General features: G+C 70.4%; 13 protein-coding genes and 1 pseudogene. 13 read left to right on the plus strand and 1 reads right to left on the minus strand.

Annotated elements, in window-relative coordinates:
• Positions 1 to 53 precede the first annotated feature (53 nt).
• Positions 54 to 1001: a hypothetical protein gene (locus ACF1G2_RS07370; protein WP_391797332.1), complete on the minus strand. Its 948-nt coding sequence runs from the start codon at positions 999 to 1001 to the stop codon at positions 54 to 56.
• A gap of 138 nt (positions 1002 to 1139) precedes the next feature.
• On the opposite strand from ACF1G2_RS07370, the gene ACF1G2_RS07375 reads away from it, so the two are divergent.
• The 13 genes and pseudogenes from ACF1G2_RS07375 to ACF1G2_RS07435 all read left to right on the plus strand — a co-directional run.
• A complete protein-coding gene (locus ACF1G2_RS07375; protein ID WP_391797333.1) occupies positions 1140 to 3761 on the plus strand; it encodes a valine--tRNA ligase in 2622 nt (873 codons plus the stop codon).
• A gap of 158 nt (positions 3762 to 3919) precedes the next feature.
• Complete coding sequence (locus ACF1G2_RS07380) at positions 3920 to 5062, plus strand: sensor histidine kinase (RefSeq protein ID WP_391797334.1); 1143 nt, start codon at positions 3920 to 3922, stop codon at positions 5060 to 5062.
• Positions 5063 to 5139: 77 nt separating this feature from the next.
• Positions 5140 to 6657: a bifunctional folylpolyglutamate synthase/dihydrofolate synthase gene (locus ACF1G2_RS07385; protein WP_391797335.1), complete on the plus strand. Its 1518-nt coding sequence runs from the start codon at positions 5140 to 5142 to the stop codon at positions 6655 to 6657.
• 5 nt (positions 6658 to 6662) lie between these two features.
• Positions 6663 to 7022, plus strand: a complete 360-nt coding sequence (locus tag ACF1G2_RS07390) for a DUF4233 domain-containing protein (RefSeq protein WP_391797336.1) — start codon at positions 6663 to 6665, stop codon at positions 7020 to 7022.
• A 337-nt stretch (positions 7023 to 7359) separates the two neighbouring features.
• Positions 7360 to 7773, plus strand: a complete 414-nt coding sequence (ndk, locus tag ACF1G2_RS07395; protein ID WP_391797337.1) for a nucleoside-diphosphate kinase — start codon at positions 7360 to 7362, stop codon at positions 7771 to 7773.
• Positions 7774 to 8077: 304 nt separating this feature from the next.
• Entirely contained in the window at positions 8078 to 9097 is a 1020-nt protein-coding gene (locus ACF1G2_RS07400) for a rod shape-determining protein (RefSeq protein WP_030317599.1), read from the plus strand.
• Positions 9098 to 9225: 128 nt separating this feature from the next.
• Positions 9226 to 10248, plus strand: a complete 1023-nt coding sequence (gene mreC, locus ACF1G2_RS07405; protein WP_391797338.1) for a rod shape-determining protein MreC — start codon at positions 9226 to 9228, stop codon at positions 10246 to 10248.
• On the plus strand, positions 10245 to 10910 hold the full coding sequence (gene mreD, locus ACF1G2_RS07410) for a rod shape-determining protein MreD (protein ID WP_391797339.1): 666 nt from the start codon (positions 10245 to 10247) through the stop codon (positions 10908 to 10910). Before mreC ends, mreD begins: the two co-directional genes overlap by 4 nt.
• A 19-nt stretch (positions 10911 to 10929) precedes the next feature.
• The gene (mrdA, locus tag ACF1G2_RS07415) at positions 10930 to 13134 is read left to right on the plus strand and encodes a penicillin-binding protein 2 (RefSeq protein ID WP_391797340.1); all 2205 of its coding nucleotides are present in this window, start codon (positions 10930 to 10932) and stop codon (positions 13132 to 13134) included.
• A gap of 3 nt (positions 13135 to 13137) precedes the next feature.
• The gene (gene rodA, locus ACF1G2_RS07420; protein WP_391797341.1) at positions 13138 to 14337 is read left to right on the plus strand and encodes a rod shape-determining protein RodA; all 1200 of its coding nucleotides are present in this window, start codon (positions 13138 to 13140) and stop codon (positions 14335 to 14337) included.
• Positions 14338 to 14388: 51 nt separating this feature from the next.
• Positions 14389 to 15939, plus strand: a complete 1551-nt coding sequence (locus ACF1G2_RS07425) for a CHAD domain-containing protein (protein ID WP_391797342.1) — start codon at positions 14389 to 14391, stop codon at positions 15937 to 15939.
• Positions 15940 to 15989: 50 nt separating this feature from the next.
• Positions 15990 to 17918, plus strand: a complete 1929-nt coding sequence (locus ACF1G2_RS07430; protein ID WP_391797343.1) for a TIGR03960 family B12-binding radical SAM protein — start codon at positions 15990 to 15992, stop codon at positions 17916 to 17918.
• 154 nt (positions 17919 to 18072) lie between these two features.
• Positions 18073 to 18780, plus strand: a pseudogene (locus tag ACF1G2_RS07435) (hypothetical protein); the annotation flags it as partial.

Genomic DNA, 18780 nt, shown 5'->3' on the forward strand with positions numbered 1-18780 from the left:
AGGAAGGGGCGCCTCCCGGCCGGGAGGCGCCCCTTCGCGTTCCGCCTCAGGCATCACGCCTTGACGCGGACCTCCTTGCGGAGCTTGGCCGTGAGGCTCGCGGCGTCAGCAGCGGAGCCCGCCTTGCCGGTCATCATCGAGCCCATGTCCATCGGAACCACGAAGCCCACCGTGCTGTGGTCGGCCCACACACAGATCGACATGGTGAACGCCGGCGTGGACTCGGCCGCGTTGGCCTCGCTCTTGGCCTGCTGGCACTTGAGGACGGCTCCGTCGAGTTCAGCGGGTTCGTAGCTCTCGGGGCTGCCGACAAGCTGCGGCTCGTCCGGCTTGCCCTTGTCCTTCTCGGCCTCCTTCTTGATGCTGGCGAAGACGGTGTCGACCACCTGCTCGGGGTCGTCGATCTCGCCGTAGAGACCGCTGAACGAGATCATCTTCGTGCCGAGCGGGTTGTTGGGGTCCTTCACCTGGTAGGCGGCGCGGACGTCCTTGGCGTTCTTCACGCCGTTCTGCTGGGCCTCCTTGAGCGAGTCCTTGTCGCCCCCGCTGCTGCTGTCCGGCGCCTTCTTGTACTCCGTGAGGACCGTCTCCGGCGTGATCAGCTTGTGCGGGCCGTCATCCGCGACGGACGAGCCGCCGCCGCCCGCGGTGAAGTACCAGGCGCCGCCCGCGACCAGGGCCAGGGCCACGACCGATGCGCCGATGATCAGGCCCGTCTTCTTCTTCGGGGCCGGCGGCGGGGGCGGCATGTACCCGCCGGGGCCCTGCGGGCCGCCGTACTGCGGCTGCTGGCCGTACGGGGGCTGCTGGCCGTAGCCCTGCTGCTGCGGGTAACCGTACGGCTGCTGAGGCGGCACGCCCTGGGGCGCCTGCTGCGGGTAGCCGTAGCCGGGCTGCGGCGCTTGCGGCGGCTGGCCGTACGGGCCGGGCTGGCCCGGCTGACCGTACGGTCCGGGCTGCTGAGGCTGACCGCCGTACGGGCCCGGCTGGTTGTAGCTCATGGACAGGTTCCCCTCACAGGATGTTTATGCGTAACGAACATCCTGTCGGAAGCCATGTCCCGCAGGGGCAGCGGGGCCCACACCGTTACGGAACAATCGAGTTTCGAGACAACCCCGCGGCACCCCTAAACTGACCCCGTGACCGAGAACACGCAGACACCCAGCAGCCCCAACCCCGAACTGCCGACCCAGTACGCGCCGGCCGAAGTAGAGGGGAAGCTGTACGAGCGCTGGGTAGAGCGTGGTTACTTCGAGGCCGACGAGAACAGCGACAAGCCGCCGTACACCATCGTCATCCCGCCGCCGAACGTCACCGGCTCGCTCCACCTGGGCCACGCCTTCGAGCACACGCTGATCGACGCCCTCACCCGCCGCAAGCGGATGCAGGGGTACGAGGTGCTGTGGCAGCCGGGCATGGACCACGCCGGCATCGCGACCCAGAACGTCGTCGAGCGCGAGCTCGCCAAGGAGGGCAAGTCCCGCCACGACCTCGGCCGTGAGGCGTTCGTCGAGCGCGTCTGGCAGTGGAAGGCCGAGTCCGGCGGTCAGATCTCCGGCCAGATGAGGCGCCTCGGTGACGGCGTCGACTGGTCCCGCGAGCGGTTCACCATGGACGAGGGGCTCTCGCAGTCCGTCCAGACCATCTTCAAGAAGCTCTACGACGACGAGCTGATCTACCGCGCCGAGCGCATCATCAACTGGTGCCCGCGCTGTCTGACGGCCATCTCGGACATCGAGGTGGAGTACCAGGATGACGACGGCGAGCTCGTCTCCATCCGCTACGGCGAGGGTGACGCGTCCATCGTCGTCGCCACCACCCGCGCCGAGACGATGCTCGGTGACACCGCCGTCGCCGTCCACCCGGACGACGAGCGGTACAAGCACCTGGTCGGCACCGAGATCGAGCTGCCGCTGACCGGCCGCCGCATCCCGGTCGTCGCCGACGAGCACGTCGACCCCGAGTTCGGCACCGGCGCCGTCAAGGTGACGCCGGCGCACGACCCGAACGACTTCGAGATCGGTCAGCGCCACGGCCTGCCGAACCTCGCCGTCATGGACGAGCGCGCCGTCATCACCGCCCACGGCCCCTTCCAGGGCCTGGACCGGCTGGAGGCCCGCTCCGCCATCGTCGCCGCGCTGCGCGCCGAGGGCCGGATCGTCGCCGAGAAGCGTCCGTACGTCCACTCCGTCGGCCACTGCTCGCGCTGCAAGACGACCATCGAGCCGCGCCTGTCGATGCAGTGGTGGGTCAAGGTCGGCCCGCTCGCCAAGGCCGCCGGTGACGCGGTCCGCGACGGCAAGGTCAAGATCCACCCGCAGGAGATGGAGAAGCGGTACTTCGACTGGGTCGACAACCTGCACGACTGGTGCATCTCGCGCCAGCTGTGGTGGGGCCACCGCATCCCGGTCTGGTACGGCCCGAACGGCGAGATCGTCTGCGTCGGACCGGACGAGCAGCCGCCGTCCGGCGAGGGCTGGCGCCAGGACACGGACGTCCTGGACACCTGGTTCTCCTCCGGCCTGTGGCCGTTCTCCACGCTCGGCTGGCCGGAGCGGACCGACAGCCTCGCGAAGTTCTACCCGAACTCCGTCCTGGTCACCGGCTACGACATCCTCTTCTTCTGGGTCGCCCGGATGATGATGTTCGGCCTGTACGCGATGGACGGCACCCCGCCGTTCCACACCATCGCCCTGCACGGCATGGTCCGCGACCAGTTCGGCAAGAAGATGTCGAAGTCCTTCGGCAACGCGGTCAACCCGCTGGACTGGATGGACGAGTACGGCTCCGACGCCGTCCGCTTCACCCTGGCCAACGGCGCCAACCCGGGCGTCGACGTCCCGATCGGCGAGGACTGGGTCAAGGCCTCCCGGAACTTCGCCAACAAGATCTGGAACGCGACCCGCTTCGCGCTGATGAACGGCGCGACGGTCGAGGGCCCGTTGCCGGACCCGTCGGAGATGTCGGCGACCGACCGCTGGATCCTCTCGCGGCTCAACAAGACGGTCGCCGAGGTCGACGCGTTCTACGACGACTACCAGTTCGCGAAGCTCGCCGACGCGCTCTACCACTTCGCGTGGGACGAGGTCTTCGACTGGTACGTCGAGCTGTCGAAGACGACGTTCTTCGCGGGCGGCGAGGGCGCCAAGGTCTCCGGCCGGGTCCTCGGCGAGGTCCTGGACGTGATGCTGCGGCTGCTCCACCCGGTCGTCCCGTTCGTCACCGAGACGCTCTGGACCACGCTGACCGGCAAGGAGTCCGTCGTCATCGCCGACTGGCCCACCGACTCCGGCTTCCGCGACGAGGCCGCGGAGAAGGAGATCGAGCTGGTCCAGCAGGTCGTCACCGAGGTCCGCCGGTTCCGTTCGGACCAGGGCCTGCAGCCGGGCCAGAAGGTCCCGGCCCGGCTGGAGCTGGCCGGCACCGCGCTCGCCCCGCACGAGCCGGCCATCCGTCAGCTGCTGCGGCTCCAGCCGGAGGGCGAGGGCTTCTCCGCCACCGCCTCCCTGCCGGTCGCCGGTGCCACGGTCGCGCTCGACCTGTCCGGCACGATCGACGTCGCGGCGGAGCGCAAGCGCCTCGCCAAGGACCTCGCGGCCGCGGAGAAGGAGAAGGCGCAGGCGAACGGGAAGCTCGGCAACGAGGCGTTCCTGGCGAAGGCGCCGGACAACGTGGTCGACAAGATCCGCACGCGGCTCGCCAAGGCGGACGAGGACATCGCCCGTATCCAGGCGCAGCTGGACCGGCTGCCGCAGGCGTAAGGCGTATCGCGTCAGGCGTCACGCGTAAGGCGTATGGGGGAAGGGCTCGGGACCGGTTCGGTTCCGGGCCCTTCTCTTTTGTCCGGAGTGCGCGATATCACACGACTTGTGACCTAAGTCATCCGCTCCGGGTCCAAGGACCTTGCATGATGGAGGGCATGTCCCGACGTCCCGCCTTCCCCGCGCTGCGCCGCCGCGTGGACCGGTGGGCCGTCTCGCCGACCGCTCTCGACGTCATTGCCGCGGTCGCCGCCTTCGCCCTGATGGTCCTGGACGTGCCCGGGCTCGCGCGGGCCGACAACTCGCTGACCGGGGTCACCGCGACCCTCGTGCTGGCCGCCGGCGCGGCCACGCTGGTGCTGCGGCGCCGGCTGCCCTGGATCCCGTATCTGGTGGCGCTCGCTCTGATGGGCTGGTTGCACGAGCTGACGATGATCCAGTTCGCCCTGTACTCGCTCGGCCGGTTCCGGGGCCGGAGGGCGGCCGTCGTCGCCACGGTGCTCTACGTCGCCGTGGCGTACGCGCTCTTCCACACTCCGGGGTGGCCCGCCCGCCACGGCGACACGCTCAGCGACTTCCTCAGCCTCGTCGTCCCCATCGGCGTGCTCGCGGCCGGCGTCGGCATCGCCGCGTACCGGCAGGACCTGGTGCGCGCCCTGGAGTCCCAGCGCGCCGAGTCCGCGGCGCGGCAGGCGGTGCAGGAGGAGCGGATCTCGGTCGGCCGGGACGTCCACGACCTGGTGGGGCGCGAGCTGACCGTGCTCGCGGTGCGTGCCGAGGTGCTCGCCGTACGGGCCCGGGGCGAGGAGCACGTGAAGGACTTCGAGGAGCTCGCGGACACCGCGCGGCGGGCCCACCACATGCTGAACGAGACGATCGTGCGCCGTGCGGACCACGACGCGGCGACTCCGGGCCTCGAAGGGCTCGCGGCGCTCGCGGACGAGAGCGAGCGGATGGGCAGCCCGGTCGAGCTCACGGTCGACGAGGAGGCCAAGGCGCTCTCGCCGCTGCGGCAGGCGGCCGTCCACCGGGTGGTCCAGGAGTGCCTGACCAACGCTGCCAAGCACGCGCCGGGCCTGCCGGTGACGGTGGCCGTCGCGGTGACGGGCCGTGATCTGCGGATCGACGTCCGCAACCCGCTCCCCGCGTCCCCGCCGGACCGCGCCCCCGTCTCGACCGGCACGGGCCTGTTCTCCATGGGGGAGCGCGTCACGAGCATGGGCGGCACGCTCACCGCGGGCGTCCACGGCACCACGTACGCCGTGACGGCCCTGCTGCCGACGGGTTTCGCCCCGGCGTAGCCCCGCAGGCGGTGGGGCGAAAGTCCCGAAAGGGGTGGGTCCGTATTCCTGTCGGTGCCCCTCCGTAGACTGGGCTCGTGAGTGAGCCCCGCGACCAGTTCGACGAGTCCGAGCAGTCCGACCAGTTCGACGACATCGTCGCCGCCGAGACCGACCGAGACCCCGACCTGGCGGTGATCGAGGCGGGCAGCCGCACGCTGCGCGCCCAGGCCGGTCCGCCCCAGGGCGACCCCGTGCCCGCCCGGCCCGCCGACCCGGAGGTGGACAGGGCGCTGCGCGAGGTCGAGACCGAGCTGTCGTCCCGCTGGGGCGAGACCAAGCTGGAGCCCTCGGTGACGCGTATCGCGGCGCTGATGGACGTCCTCGGCGAGCCGCAGCGCGCGTACCCCTCGATCCACATCACCGGTACGAACGGCAAGACGTCCACGGCCCGGCTGATCGAGGCGCTCCTCGCCGCCTTCGACCTCCGCACCGGCCGGTACACCTCGCCGCACGTGCAGACGATCACCGAGCGCATCAGCCTGGACGGCGCGCCGATCTCCGCCGAGCGGTTCATCGAGACGTACCAGGACGTGAAGCCGTACGTCGAGCTGGTCGACTCCCGCGAGGAGTACCGGCTCTCCTTCTTCGAGGTCCTCACCGGAATGGCGTACGCGGCCTTCGCCGACGCCCCGGTGGACGTGGCGGTCGTCGAGGTCGGCATGGGAGGCACCTGGGACGCCACGAACGTGATCGACGCCCAGGTCGCCGTCGTCACCCCGATCGACCTGGACCACACCGACCGCCTCGGCGGTACGCCCGGTGAGATCGCGGGCGAGAAGTCCGGGATCATCAAGCAGGGCGCGACGGTCATCCTGGCCCAGCAGCCGGTGGACGCGGCGCAGGTGATGCTGAAGAAGGCCGTCGGGGTCGACGCGACCGTGGCCCGCGAGGGCATGGAGTTCGGCGTCACCTCCCGGGAGGTCGCGGTCGGCGGTCAGCTGCTGACCCTGCGCGGGCTCGGCGGCGAGTACGAGGAGCTCTTCCTGCCGCTGTACGGCGCGCACCAGGCGCACAACGCGGCGGTCGCCCTGGCGGCGGTCGAGGCGTTCTTCGGGATCGGCGCGGAGCACGCCCGCACCCTGGACGTCGAGACCGTACGGCGCGCCTTCGCCTCGGTCTCCTCCCCGGGCCGTCTGGAGGTCGTCCGCAAGTCCCCGACGGTCGTCCTGGACGCGGCGCACAACCCGCACGGCGCGCGGGCCACGGCGGACGGTGTCAGCGAGTCGTTCGGCTTCTCCCGGCTCATCGGCGTGGTCTCCACCAGCTCCGACAAGGACGCGAGGGGGCTGCTCGAAGCGTTCGAGCCGATCTTCGCCGAGGTCGTGATCACGGCGAACTCCAGCCCCCGCGCCACGGACGTGGACGCCCTCGCGGCGATCGCCGTGGAGGTCTTCGGCGAGGACCGGGTGGTCGTCGAGCCGCGTCTGGACGACGCGATCGAGGCCGCCATCACGCTCGCGGAGGAAGAGGGCGAGTACGCCGGCGCGGGTGTGCTCGTGACCGGTTCGATCTTCACGGTCGGGGACGCCCGGCTGCTGCTCGGAAGGCGCTGAATCGGATGCGTACGCTCTGTGCCTCGACGCTGATCGGCGAGTTCTTCGTGATCGGTTTCGCCGGGCTCGTCGCCATGAAGGACGACAGCCTGTCGACGTCCACGGTCTGGTGGGTCTGCGGCGCCGGGATGCTGCTGTCGGTCCTGCTGTGCGGGATGCTCACGCGCCCGGGCGGTGTCCAGCTCGGCTGGGCGCTGCAGGTCGCCCTGATCGCGAGCGGCTTCGTCCTGCCGGTGATGTTCTTCCTCGGTGCGACGTTCGCCGGGCTGTGGTGGGCCTCGTGCCACTACGGCGCCAAGATCGACGAGGCGAAGGCCCGCTGGGCCGCCCAGGCGGAGGCCCACCCGGAGCCGGAGACGACCTGACCCGCGAGGCCGAAGCCGCGGGACGCGCGCCGGGCCGCAGGGCCCGGTGCCGCGCCGCGGTGGTGCCGGCGGCGCCGGGCCGCGGTGATGCCGGCTCCACGCCGCAGCGGGGCCGGCGGGCCGATGCTCCGGGCCCGGTGCCGCGCCGCGGCTTCGGCGCCGAGTCGCCGGGGTCACCGCTCCGCCCCGGACCGGCGGGCGCGTGCGGGGCGTGGCGTGGGGCCCGGGCCACGGCCCCGGGCGGCACGCTTCGGGAGGGCTTGACGCTGCGTAATCGGCGGCGGTCCGGGCCCTGTAGCCTCTGAATCCCGCACACCGGATTTGAAGGAGCTCCACCGTGAGCCAGCGCACGCTCGTCCTGCTCAAGCCCGACGCCGTCCGCCGTGGCCTGATCGGCGAGATCATCGGCCGTATCGAGCGCAAGGCCGGCTGGACCATCCCCGCGCTCGAACTGCGCGAGCTGAGCCAGGAGACGCTGGAGCAGCACTACGCCGAGCACAAGGGCAAGCCCTTCTACGAGCCGCTGATGGGCTTCATGCAGTCCGGCCCCGTCGTCGCCCTGGTCGTCGAGGGCGAGCGCGTCGTCGAGGGTCTGCGTACCCTCGCGGGCCCGACCGACCCGATCGCCGCCGCCCCCGGATCCATCCGTGGCGACTTCGGCACCATCGTCCGCGAGAACCTGATCCACGCCTCGGACTCCGAGGAGTCCGCCATTCGGGAAATGAAGATTTTCTTCCCCGGCCTGGCGTGATCCGGGGCTGACCGGTTCGTCCCGTTCTGACCCGGTGTCAGCCATCCTCCGTAAAGACCTGGGGCGACCGAAGGAATTTCGGTCGCCCCAGGGCATATGAACGAAGCGATCGGGAACGCATCGCTGCGTCCTGTCGTCACCTGTACAGAGGTGGATCCACCGCGCGGTATCCGCGTGGGCGGCACTACGATGGAAAACTCCACGCCGCAGCACTCGAACACCCACCACCTCGCCTACCTGAGAAGCCGTCAACGCTCCGATTGGGAAGGCTCGACGCATCCTCATGGGAAACAAGGGGAACTCAATGTCGTTCATCGGCCGTGACATGGCTATCGACCTCGGGACTGCCAACACGCTGGTGTACGTCAGGGGGCGCGGCATCGTCCTCAACGAGCCGTCCGTCGTCGCTATCAACACCAACACCGGCGGCATCCTGGCAGTCGGCGCCGAGGCCAAGAAGATGATCGGGCGTACGCCCGGCAACATCGTGGCCGTGCGCCCCCTGAAGGACGGTGTCATCGCCGACTTCGAGATCACGGAGCGCATGCTCCGCTACTTCATCCTCAAGATCCACAAGCGCCGCTACCTGGCCCGCCCCCGGGTCGTCGTCTGCGTGCCCTCCGGCATCACCGGAGTGGAGCGCCGCGCCGTCATCGAGGCCTCGACCCAGGCCGGCGCCCGCCAGGTGCACATCATCGAGGAGCCCATGGCCGCGGCCATCGGCTCGGGCCTGCCGGTCCACGAGGCCACGGGCAACATGGTCGTCGACATCGGCGGCGGCACCACCGAGGTCGCCGTGATCTCCCTCGGCGGAATCGTCACGGCACAGTCGATCCGGGTGGCCGGCGACGAGCTCGACAACGCGATCATCCAGCACATCAAGAAGGAGTACTCGCTCCTCCTCGGTGAGCGCACCGCCGAGCAGATCAAGATCACCATCGGCTCGGCCTACGACCTCGACAAGGACGAGCACACCGAGATCCGCGGCCGTGACCTCGTCTCCGGTCTGCCCAAGACCGTGGTCATCTCGGCCGCAGAGGTCCGCAAGGCCATCGAGGAGCCGGTCAACGCCATCGTCGACGCCGTGAAGACGACGCTCGACAAGTGCCCGCCCGAGCTCTCCGGTGACGTGATGGACCGCGGCATCGTTCTCACGGGTGGCGGCGCGCTGCTGCGCGGCCTGGACGAGCGGCTGCGCCGCGAGACCGGGATGCCGATCCACATCGCCGAGGATCCGCTGGACTCCGTGGCTCTGGGGTCGGGCAAGTGCGTCGAGGAGTTCGAGGCCCTCCAGCAGGTCCTGGACGCCCAGCCGCGCCGGTGACAAGTGCGCACCCATTCGCCTCGATTCCTCTGTACGGGTGGCAAGAGCCCCCGTACAGAGGATCGTTGATATAACGCCACAATCCGCACGGAACAACCGAACCAAGAGGAAAGGCACGGCCGCCGCACGTGAGGGACACACGAGAGAGCCGGCTGCTCCTGGTGCTGCTGATCGCCATCGCGTTCGCACTGATCACGGTGGACATCCGCGGCGGCGAGGAGTCACCGGTCGACGGCGCCCGTCAGGCGGCCGCAGCGGTCTTCGGACCGGTCGAGAACGGGGTCGCGGCAGCCGTCGACCCCATCGGGAACGCCATAGGGGCGGTGCGCGACTCCGGCGAGCGGCACGACCGGATCGCCACGCTCGAACGCGAGAACGCCGCCCTCAAGGCCAAGCTCGGCAGCGACGACCGCAACCGCAGCCGCGTCCGTGAGCTGGACTCCCTGCTCAAGACGGCGGGCGCGGGCCAGTACGGCATCAAGGGCGCCGAGGTCATCGCCATAGGAGCGGCCCAGGGCTTCTCCTGGACCGTCACCATCGACGCCGGAGCCGACGACGGCATCGAGCGGGACATGACCGTGCTGAACGGCTCCGGTCTCGTCGGCCGCGTGACCACCGTCGGGCCCTCCACCGCGACCGTGCTCCTCGCCAACGACCCCGACTTCACCGTCGGCACCCGCATGGAGAACTCGGACGAACTCGGCTTCGCCACCGGGCAGGGCAACGGCCCGCTCCTCGTCCAGCTCCTCAACGGCAAGGCGAAGGTGAAGACCGGCGACCGGCTCGTCACCTTCGGCTCGCAGGCGAACAAGCCCTTCGTGGCCGGCGTCCCGGTCGGCGAGGTCGTCCGCGTCGACCCGCTGGGCGGCGGCCTGACCCGGAACGTCTACGTCCGTCCGTACGTCGGCTTCTCCAAGCTCGACATCGTCGGCGTCGTCGTCCAGGCCCCGCGGACCAACCCCCGCGACACGGTCCTGCCGCCCAAGCCCAAGCCGGCCCCGACCGTCACCGTCACGGTCACCCCGCCGCCGCCGGAGGGGCAGCAGCCGCAGGGCGAGACGGGGAACCAGCAGCCGGGACAGCAGCAGCCGGGACGGGAACAGCAGCCGGGCCAGAGGCCCGAGGACGAGCAGCAGGGGGACCAGACGTGAAGTTCAACCGGATCCTGCTCTCCAGCACTCTCGTCGTCGTCGCCCTGGTCGTCCAGGTCTCCGTCCTCGCGCGCCTCCAGCTCCCCGGCGCGGTGCCCGACCTCGTGCTGCTGACCGTCCTCGGCCTCGCACTCGTGTACGGGCCGGTCAGCGGTTCCCTCATCGGCTTCGGGGCCGGACTCCTCTCCGACCTCGCCCCGCCCGCCGACCACGCCGCCGGCCGCTACGCCCTGGTCCTCTGCGTCATCGGCTACCTCGCCGGACTCGCCCGCCCCGACAACGGCAAGCTGAAGTCCGCAAGCGGCCCGATGGCCGTCGTCGTCGCCGCGGCGCTGGGCTCCACCCTGCTGTACGCGGGCGTCGGCGCCCTCGTCGGCGACACCGCCGCCCGCCATGTCGGCCTCGGCTTCCTGCTGCTCACCGCGGCGATCTACGACCTCCTCCTCGCGCCCTTCACCGTGCCGCTGATCATGGCGCTGGCCCGGCGCGCCGAGAACGACCCGCTCGCCGACACCTCCGGGGGCGCGACCGACGTCGCCTCCGGCTGGCTGAGCTCGGGCACGGGCCTCCAGATCGGGACCCAGCGTGGTGGCCTGCGCGTCAAGGCCGCCCGTACGAGAGCGGCACGCGCCGGACGCATCAAGGGAGTCAAGCGACTGTGACCGAGGGGGCAACGGCAGCATGAGCAACATCCCGGAGACCGGACGGACCCCCAGGGTCCAGGTCCGGCTCGTCATCATCCAGATCCTGGTCTTCTCCCTGCTCCTCACCCTCGGCGGGCGCCTCTGGTACCTCCAGATCCGCAACGGCAAGGAGTACACCGAGGAAGCGAAGAGCAACCACGTCCAGCGGGTCGTCCAGCCCGCCGTCCGCGGCGCGATCCTCGACGCCCGCGGGGTCCCGCTCGCCGACAACGAGACCCGGCTCGTGGTCTCGGCGTCCCGCACCGACCTCATGAAGATGAAGGACGACGGCAAGGCGGTCCTCACCCGGCTCGCGGGCGTCCTGGGCATGGAGCCCAAGGAGGTCATGGACAAGGTCAGGCTCTGCGACTCCCAGACCCCGCAGCCCTGCTGGAACGGCTCCCCCTACCAGCCGATCCCCATCACCGACGAGGCCACCACACAGCAGGCGCTCCGGATCCGGGAGAGCACCGAGGACTTCCCCGGCATCACCGCAGAACTCACCGCAGTACGCCGCTACGCCGCCCCCGGCAACGCGCGCACCGCGCAGGTCCTCGGCTACCTCTCGCCGGTCACCGACGAGGAGATCCAGAAGGCCAAGGACACCGACTCGCCGCACCTGCGCTCCGACCAGGTCGGCCGCTCCGGCATCGAGCGCACCTACGACAAGGAGCTGCGCGGCAAGGCCGGCGTCACGTCCTACGAGGTCGACAAGGTCGGCCGCGTCATGGGCCAGACCCAGTCCGAGGCGGGCGTGCCCGGCGCCACCCTCGTCACCAGCATCGACGCCCGGGTCCAGTCGGTCGCCGAGTACGAGCTCGCGCAGGCGATGAAGCTGGTCCGGGGCGAGACCGACAAGATCACCGGCCGTAAGTACGAGGCCGACTCGGGCGCCGTCGTCGTCATGGAGTCCAGGACCGGCCGCGTCGTCGCGATGGCCTCCCAGCCCGACTACGACCCCAACGCCTGGGTCGGCGGCATCTCCGGCAAGGACTACAGCCGGCTCACCAGCAAGGACTCCAACTACCCGCTGCTCAACCGGGCCATCCAGGGCCAGGCGCCCGCCGGCTCCGTCTTCAAGGTGGTGTCGGCGAGCGCGGCCGTACGGGCCGGCTACGACTTCGACGACAAGTACCTCTGCAGCAGCTCCTACAGCATGGGCAACCGGAGCTTCGCGAACTTCGAGTCCCAGGGGCACGGCCCCATCACCCTCGGAGACGCCCTCAAGTACTCCTGCAACACGGTCTTCTACCGCCTGGGCCACCAGGAGTGGAGCCGCGACGGCGGCCTCAAGCCCAAGAAGGACGCCCACGACTGGTTCTACCGGACCGCCCACGACTTCGGCTTCGGCTCCGAGACCGGCATCGACGTGCCCAACGAGGTCAAGGGCCGGATCCCGGACCGCCAGTGGAAGCAGAGGTTCTGGGAGGCCAACAAGGACGCCTGGTGCAAGCAGGGCAAGAAGGGCGGCACCTACGTCGAGCAGATCGCCTACGAGAGCTGCCTCGAAGGCAACCAGCTGAAGGCCTACGACAGCATCAACTTCTCCATCGGACAGGGCGACGTCCTCATCACGCCCGTCCAGCTGGCCACCGCCTACGCGGCGATCAGCAACGGCGGCACCCTCTACAACCCGACCATCGGCAAGGCCGTGATCAGCCCCGACGGCAAGTCGGTCAAGGAGATCAAGCCCACGTCCCACGGCAGGCTGCCCGTCGACGCGAAGACGATCAGCGACCTCGACAAGGGGCTGCGCTCCGTCGTCGAGCCCGGCGGCACCGCCGCCTGGCGGTTCGGCGGCTGGCCGCAGGACAAGATCCCGATGCGGGCCAAGACCGGTACCGCCCAGGTGTACGGCAAGCAGACCACCTCCTGGTTCGCCACCTACACCGACGACTTCACCATCGTCATGACGATCTCCCAGGGCGGTACGGGCTCCGGAGCCTCCGGCCCCGCCGTCCGCAACATCTACGACGCCCTCTACGGCCTCGACGACGCGGGCAACCAGGACCTCAAGCGCGCCCTCCTGCCCCAGCCGCAGAAGTCGCTGCCGAAGGTCCAGCCCGACGGCTCCATCGACGCGCCGCAGGTCAAGCCGTACGACCCCAAGTCACAGCTGGTGGTCGACGCAGCCGGGACGGGCGATGCCGGCGGCGGACAAGAGCCACTCCACGGGCCGCTGCCCGGCAGGACGGGAGACTGACCGATGACCGCACCCCACGGCTTCTCCGTCTCCCGCTACGCCCCCGAACGCGGCCCGATCGCCAAGCTCACCGCACGCGACTCGGTGGTCCGGCGGCTCGACTGGCCGATCCTCCTCTCCAGCCTCGCGCTGTCGTTCCTCGGCTCCCTGCTCGTCTGGTCCGCCACCCGCGGCCGGACCGAGCTGAACCAGGGCGACCCGTACTACTTCCTGTTCCGCCACGCCCTGAACACCGGCATCGGGCTCGCCCTGATGATCGGCACCGTGTGGCTCGGCCACCGCACCCTGCGCGGCGCGGTGCCGGTCCTCTACGGCATCTCGATCCTGCTGATCCTCGCCGTCCTCACCCCGCTCGGCGCGACCATCAACGGCGCCCACGCGTGGATCGTGATCGGCGGCGGATTCTCGCTCCAGCCCAGCGAGTTCGTGAAGATCACGATCATCCTGATCATGGCGATGCTGCTGGCCGCCAAGGTCGACGCCGGCGACCAGGCGCACCCCGACCACCGGACCGTCGCCAAGGCCCTGGCCCTCGCCGCGCTGCCCATGGGGATCGTCATGCTGATGCCCGACCTCGGCTCGGTGATGGTCATGGCCGTCATCGTGCTCGGGGTGCTCCTGGCCTCCGGCGCGTCCAACCGCTGGGTCCTCGGCCTCATCGGCACCGGCGTCGCGGGCGCGGTCGCGGTCACGGCCCTCGGCCTCCTCGACGAGTACCAGATCAACCGCTTCGCCGCCTTCGCCAACCCCGAGCTCGACCCGGCGGGCGTCGGCTACAACACCAACCAGGCGCGCATCGCGATCGGCTCCGGCGGCCTGTACGGGGCGGGACTCTTCAACGGCCACCAGACCAGCGGCCAGTTCGTGCCCGAGCAGCAGACCGACTTCATCTTCAGCGTCGCGGGCGAGGAGCTCGGCTTCCTCGGCGGCGGACTGATCATCCTGCTGATCGGCGTCATCCTCTGGCGTGCCTGCCGGATCGCCCGCGAGACCACCGAGCTGTACGGAACCGTCGTCGCGGCCGGAATCATCGCCTGGTTCGCGTTCCAGTCCTTCGAGAACATCGGCATGGCGCTCGGCATCATGCCCGTGGCGGGCCTGCCACTGCCGTTCGTGTCGTACGGAGGCTCGTCGATGTTCGCCGTGTGGGTGGCGATCGGACTGCTCCAGTCGATCAGGGTCCAGCGGCCGATAACTGCCTAGCGGGGGCGCCGCGGGGGCATGGACCGACGTCGGAAGGGTTAGGAGCCTTGTATGACGGCGGAGACGAAGCGCGAGATCGAGCGGAAGTACGAAGCCACCGAGCGGACGGGACTCCCGGACCTCACCAGAGCACGGGGAGTCTCGTCCGTCCTCGACCAGGGCGTCGCCGAACTCGACGCCGTCTACTACGACACGGCTGACCTGCGCCTCGCCGCCGACTCCCTCACCCTGCGCTGCCGCACGGGCGGCGCCGACGAGGGCTGGCACCTCAAGTTCCCGGTCTCGTCCGGGATCCGCGACGAGATCAGGGCCCCGCTCGCGGACACCCTCCCGGAGTCCCTGGCGGCGCTCCTGCGCTCCCGCGTCCGTGACGAGGACGTCGTCCCCGTCGTCCGCCTCCGCTCCGCCCGCAAGGTCCAGCACCTGCTCGACGACTCGGGCAACGTGCTCGCCGAGGTGTCGGTGGACACGGTCCGCGCGAAGCGCCTCCCGAAGGGCCCCGGCGCCTCCTGGACGGAGATCGAGGTCGAACTCGCCGACGACGTGGACCCGTCCGTCCTCGACGCGGTCGAGAAGCGCCTGAAGAAGGCGGGCATCCGCCCCTCGTCGGCACCTTCGAAGCTGGCGAGGGCGCTGGAGGAGACGTCGGATCAGGACGAGACCGACGCCGACGCCGCCCCCGCCTCATCCGCCGCCCATGCCGGCCTCCCGGACGAGGACACCGCGGGCGGCCGCGTCCTCTCCTACGCGAGGGAGCAGATCGAGGCGATCATCGCCCTCGACCCCGCCGTCCGCCGCGACCTCCCCGACGCCGTCCACCAGATGCGCGTCGCCTGCCGCCGCCTGCGCAGCGCGTTCAAGACGTACCGCAAGGTCCTCGACCGCACCGTCACCGACCCCGTCGGCGACGAGCTCAAGTGGCTCGCCGGCGAGCTCGGCCTCTCACGCGACCAGGAGGTCCTCGCCGAGCGCCTCCGTACCCGCGTCGACGCGATCCCCGACACCCTCGTCCTCGGCCCCGTCCACGCCCGCCTGCAGGTCTGGTCCACGGCCACGAGTGCCGACGCCCACCGCAAGGCCCTCGCCGCCCTCGACTCCGACCGCCACCTCGCGCTCCTCGCCACCCTCGACGCGCTGCTGGCGGACCCGCCCCTCCTCAAGGCCGCCGCCGAGGACCCGGTGCCCGTCCTCTCCCGCGCGGTCCTCAAGGACTACGACCGCCTCGCCCGCCGCGTCGACCACGCCCTCGCCCACGCGCCCGGCCACGACCGCGACCTCGCGATGCACGAGGCCCGCAAGGCCGCCAAGCGCACCCGCTACGCCGCCGACGCCGCCCGCCCCACGCTCGGCAAGCCGGCCAAGCGCTTCGCCAAGCGGATCAAGGCCGTCCAGAGCGTCCTCGGCGACCACCAGGACAGCGTCGTCGCCCGCGAGACGCTGCGCGACCTCGCGATCCAGGCGCACGCGGCCGGCGAGTCCGCCTTCACCTGGGGACTCCTCCACGGCCAGGAGGAGTCGGCCGGAGCGGTCCGCGAACGCGAGTTTCCCCAGGTCTGGGCCAGGGCGGCGGCCCCGGAACTGAGGGCGGCGCTGACCCACTGAGCACCGGGTACGCTTGAGAGTCGCCCCCTGCCAGCTCACGAAGGTTCGAGATGTCTGCTGCCGAGTCTGTCTTCCCGCAGCTCGAAGCTCTGCTCCCGCACGTGCAGAAGCCGATTCAGTACGTCGGTGGAGAGCTGAACTCCACGGTCAAGCCGTGGGAGTCCGCCGACGTCCGCTGGGCGCTCATGTACCCGGACGCGTACGAGGTCGGTCTGCCCAACCAGGGCGTCATGATCCTCTACGAGGTACTGAACGAGCGCGAGGGCGTCCTGGCCGAGCGCACGTACAGCGTGTGGCCGGACCTCGAAGAGCTGATGCGCGAGCACGGCGTGCCGCAGTTCACGGTCGACAGCCACCGCCCCGTCGGCGCGTTCGACGTCTTCGGCCTGAGCTTCTCCACCGAGCTCGGCTACACCAACATGCTCACGGCCCTCGACCTGGCGGGCATCCCGCTGGAGTCGAAGGACCGCACCGTCGACCACCCGATCGTGCTCGCCGGAGGCCACGCCGCCTTCAACCCCGAGCCGATCGCGGACTTCATCGACGCGGCGATCATCGGCGACGGCGAGCAGGCCGTCCTCGACATGACCGAGATCATCCGCGCGTGGAAGGCGGAGGGCCGCCCCGGCGGCCGCGAGGAGGTCCTCCTCCGGCTCGCCAAGACCGGCTCGGTCTACATCCCGGGCTTCTACGACGTCGAGTACCTGGCCGACGGCCGGATCGCCCGTGTCGTCCCGAACCGCTCCGGCGTGCCGTGGCGCGTGTCCAAGCACACCGTCATGGACCTCGACGAGTGGCCCTACCCCAAGCAGCCGCTGGTCCCGCTCGCCGAGACGGTCCACGAGCGGATGTCCGTCGAGATCTTCCGCGGCTGCACCCGCGGCTGCCGTTTCTGCCAGGCCGGCATGATCACGCGCCCCGTGCGGGAGCGAAGCATCACCGGCATCGGCGAGATGGTCGAGAAGGGCCTCAAGGCGACGGGCTTCGAGGAGGTCGGTCTCCTCTCCCTCTCCTCCGCGGACCACACCGAGATCGGTGACATCGCGAAGGGCCTGGCGGACCGGTACGAGGAGGACAAGATCGGCCTCTCCCTGCCGTCCACCCGTGTCGACGCCTTCAACGTGGACCTCGCGAACGAGCTGACCCGCAACGGCCGCCGTTCGGGGCTCACCTTCGCCCCCGAGGGCGGCTCCGAGCGCATGCGCAAGGTCATCAACAAGATGGTCTCGGAGGAGGACCTGATCCGGACCGTCTCGACGGCGTACGGCAACGGCTGGCGCCAGGTGAAGCTGTACTTCATGTGCGGCCTGCCGACCGAGACGGACGAGGACGTTCTCCAGATCGGCGACATGGCGGTCAAGGTCATCGCCGAGGGCCGCAAGGTCTCCGGCCAGAACGACATCCGCTGCACGGTCTCCATCGGCGGCTTCGTCCCGAAGCCGCACACCCCGTTCCAGTGGGCCCCGCAGCTGTCGGCGGAGGAGACGGACGCCCGTCTCGAGAAGCTCCGGGACAAGATCCGCGGCGACAAGAAGTACGGCCGCTCGATCGGCTTCCGCTACCACGACGGCAAGCCCGGCATCGTCGAGGGCCTGCTGTCGCGCGGCGACCGGCGGATCGGCGCCGTCATCCGCGCGGTGTACGAGGACGGCGGCCGCTTCGACGGCTGGCGCGAGCACTTCTCGTACGACCGCTGGATGGCGTGCGCGGACAAGACGCTGCCCGACATGGGCGTCGACGTCGCCTGGTACACGACGCGCGAGCGCACGTACGAGGAGGTCCTGCCCTGGGACCACCTGGACTCCGGTCTCGACAAGGACTGGCTCTGGGAGGACTGGCAGGACGCCCTCGACGAGACGGAGGTCGAGGACTGCCGCTGGACGCCGTGCTTCGACTGCGGCGTGTGCCCGGCGATGCAGACCGAGATCCAGGTCGGCCCCACCGGCAAGAAGCTGCTGCCGCTGACGGTCGTCAAGTAGTCGCGTAACACTCCGGCGACGGCCCGGCGGGAGGGGAAACCCTCCGCCGGGCCGTCGCGTCATGTTCGGCATGAGCATGGAGAAGCACCAGCTTCAGCCCCAGCGCCGGCCGGACGAGCCAGAGGGTTGTCTGACAGCGGCCATCAGGATTCCGGTGCGGATCGTGGTACTGGTGATCGTCGTTCCGGTACGGATGGTCTGGGACGTCCTCGTCGTCGGCACCCGCGCCCTCGACCGCACCGTGCTCCGCCCGACGGGCCGCGCCCTGGCCTGGCTGGGCCGGGCGCTCTTCGTGCGGCCCTGGGTCTGGCTGTGGCGCCAGGCCGTGCGTCCGGCTCTCCACTACGCGCTGGTGGTCCCGGCGGCATGGCTCTACCGCCATGTCCTGACTCCGCTCGGGCATGGGTTGGCCTGGGGGCTCGTCTCGCTGGGGAAGGCGTTGTTCGTGTGGCCGTGGGTGGCGTTGTGGCGGTACGTGGTGGTGCCGGTGGCGCGGTACGGGGTCGCGCTGCCCCTCGCATGGCTCTACCGCCATGTCCTCACCCCGCTCGGGCACGGGCTGGTGCGGGGGCTCGGTCTGCTCGGCAAGGTCCTGTTCGTGTGGCCGTGGGTGGTGCTGTGGCGGTACGTGGTGGTGCCGGTGGCGCGGTACGGGGTCGGGGTGCCTGCCGTCTGGGTGTACCGGTGGGTCCTCGCGCCGTTGGGTCGTGGTGTCTCCTTCCTGCTCGACCGTCTGTGGCGGTACGGGGTCGCCCTGCCGGTCGCCTGGCTCTACCGCCATGTCCTGACTCCGCTCGGGCATGGGTTGGCCTGGGGGCTCGTCTCGCTGGGGAAGGCGTTGTTCGTGTGGCCGTGGGTGGCG

The sequence above is a fragment of the Streptomyces sp. NPDC013457 genome (genome assembly GCF_043089925.1).
In the GTDB taxonomy this organism is placed as follows: Bacteria; Actinomycetota; Actinomycetes; order Streptomycetales; family Streptomycetaceae; genus Streptomyces.